Raw genomic sequence first — 2,862 nt, forward strand, 5'->3', positions numbered from 1 at the left:
CACCGCGGGCACACCACCGCCCACCACCCCCGCCACATCAAGATCCACCGCAACCACCAACGGATCCGGGAGTCGACACGCGGCATCCAGCAGGGCGAGTCCGCGCTCGGAGGACAACGGCCTCATTCCACGGAGCCGAGTCAGATCCATGTGGCCCATGTGCCCGGTCATGGCGCTGGCCTGCTCCCACAGGCCCCATGCCACCGACAGCCCGGGCAGCCCGCGACCCCGGCGGCGGGCGACCAACGCATCGACGTAGGCGTTCGCCGCCGCGTATCCGGCTTGCCCCGCGTTACCCACCACCCCGGCCGCCGAGGAGAACACCACGAACAGGCCGAGCCGCAGATCCGCCGTAGCGGCATGCAGATGCGCTGCCGCCGTGGCCTTGGCCTCCCACACCCGCGCCACCCGCTCCGGCGTCTGCGAGGTGAGCACCGCGTCGTCGAGCACACCCGCGGCATGGATGACCCCGGTCAGCGGATGTTGCGGATCGATCCCCACCACCAGCTCCGCCACCGCGCCCGCGTCCGTGACATCCACCGGGACGATCCGCACCTGTGCGCCCATGTCGCGCAGCCGGTCGGTCAGTTCGCGCGCACCCGAGGCTTCGGAGCCCCGGCGGCTCGCCAACACCAGATGCTTGACCTGCCAGGTGCGGACGAGGTGCTCGGCGACCAGGCCGCCCAGGAGACCCGTGCCGCCGACGATGAGCACTGTCCCGTCCGGGTCGAGCGCTGGCCGCTCGGTGGTGGACTCGTCACCGCCTTGCCCTGCGCGGACAACGGCCAGCCGGGGCACCAGCAGCTGCCCGCCCCGCATGACCACCTGCGGCTCATCAGCCCGTACGGCCCACGCCACGGCATCGGCCACGCCGCGGTGGGACACATCGGCATGAGGATCCGGGTCCGTGTCGAGGAGGACGAATCGGTCCGGATGCTCCGCCTGGGCGCTCCGCAGCAGGCCCCATACGGCGGCAACGGCCAAATCCACCTCCTCAGCACACGCGACCGCGCCCCGCGTCACCACCACCAATCGGGCGTCAGCCAGGCGTGGTTCGGCCAGCCAACCCTGCACCAGGTTCAGCGCGCGTTCGACGGCGGCCAGCCCGGCATCCGCCACGAGGTCGTCGTCGGCGGGCTCACCCACGGCGGGGAGATACGCCAAGGCCACGGCCGGAGCAGGCGTACCGCCGTCCATCGCGGTGGCCAACGCCGTCAGGTCCGGGTGGCAGACCGCGCCATCGGGGCCGTGGTCCCTGCCCAGGACCACCCAGTCGTCGTCATCCGCCGTGGCCGACGCGTCCTCGGGCAAGGGCGTCCAGTCGAGCGTGAACAGCCCACCGGCATCGCGTCCGCCCACGGACCGCAGCTGCTCGGCGTCGGCCGGGCGCATCGTGAGGGAGTCCACCGTGAGGACGGGAGCGCCCCCGGCATCGGCCACGAGGAGCTGTACCCCGCGCTCGCCGTCCGCGCTCCCCTGGCGCGGTGTGAGCCGGACGCGGACCGTGGTCGCGTCCGTGGCCCACAGGGATACGCCGTTCCAGACGAACGGCAACCACAGCTGCTCGGCCTCCGCCGGGCCGGAGTCGGAGTCGGCGTGGGCGTGGGCGGCGAAACCGTCGGCCAGCAGAAGGGGGTGCAGGGCGGTGTCGAGGATCGCCGGGTGGATACCGAAGCCGTCATGGTCTCCGGCGGCCTCGGGCAGCGCCACCTCGGCCAGCAGATCGTGGCCATCGCGCCACACCGCCCGAAGGCCCTGGAAGGACGGGCCGTACACGTACCCCATCGCCGCCGCGCGCTCGTAGAACCCCGCCACGTCCAGCGGCTTCGCGTACTCCGGGGGCCATGTGCCGGGCAGTTCCTCCCCCGGGCGGCCCGGCGACGGCGGGCTCAGCGCGCCATCGGCGTGGCACACCCATCCCGGGTCGCCGCCCGGCTCGGCAGTGCGGTCGGGGCGGGAGTACACCCGTACGTCGCGCCTTCCGTCCTCGGCCGCCTCGCCCACCACTACCTGTACGCGCAAGCCCCCCGACTCGGGCAGGACCAAGGGCACCTGCAGCGCCAGCTCCTCGACGCCGCCGCACCCGGCTTCATCGGCCGCCCGCAACGCCCACTCCACCAGCGCCGCACCGGGCATCAACGACGCACCCGCGACGGCATGCTCGGCCTGCCAGCCCCCACCTCCGGCGGAGACCCTGCCGGTCAGCAGCAACCCGCCATCGGGCAGCCCGACCGCGGCGGGCAGCAAGGCGTGTTCCACACGCTGCAACCCCGCTGCGGCCACATCGCCCACCCGACCACTCGCGGCAGCCGCCCAGTACCGCCGCCGCTGGAAGACATACGTCGGCAGATCCACCGTCCGTGGCGTCGGCTCGGCCGAGAACAAGGTCGTCCAGTCCACGGAGACGCCCGCGACGAACGCCTGGGCGAGGGAGCGCACCAGCTGGTCCTGACCGCCGTGGTCGCGGCGCAGCGTGGGCACGGTCACCGCGTCCACGCTCGCCCGCTCGAAGGTCTCCTCCATTCCGACCGCGAGTACGGGATGGGTGCTGGCCTCGATGAACACCCGGTGCCCGTCGAGCAACAGCGCCTCGATCGCGTCGGCGAAGCGTACGCGCTCCCGCAGATTCGTCACCCAGTACGCCGTGTCCAAACCGCTGGTCGAGATCCGGCCGCCGGTCACCGTCGAGTAGAACGTGATGCCGCTTCCAGAGGTGTCGTTCGGGCGGATGCCGTCCAGTACACGCGTCAACTCGTCGCGGATTTCGTCGACCTGAGGACCGTGCGAGGCGTAATCCACATCGATCAACCGCGCCCGGTCACCTTTCTCCTGGCACGCGGCCACCACCGCGGCCACCTGCTC

The 2,862-nt window shown here is 72.3% G+C and carries 1 protein-coding gene; it reads right to left on the minus strand.

The window, feature by feature from the left end:
- Window positions 1-2,856, minus strand: a 2,856-nt coding sequence (locus tag ACZ6CL_RS42820; protein ID WP_468946976.1) for an SDR family NAD(P)-dependent oxidoreductase, incomplete at its 3' end; no start/stop codon positions are given.
- Between the last annotated feature and the right edge of the window lie 6 nt (window positions 2,857-2,862).

Source organism: Streptomyces sp. NPDC041200 (genome assembly GCF_055591805.1).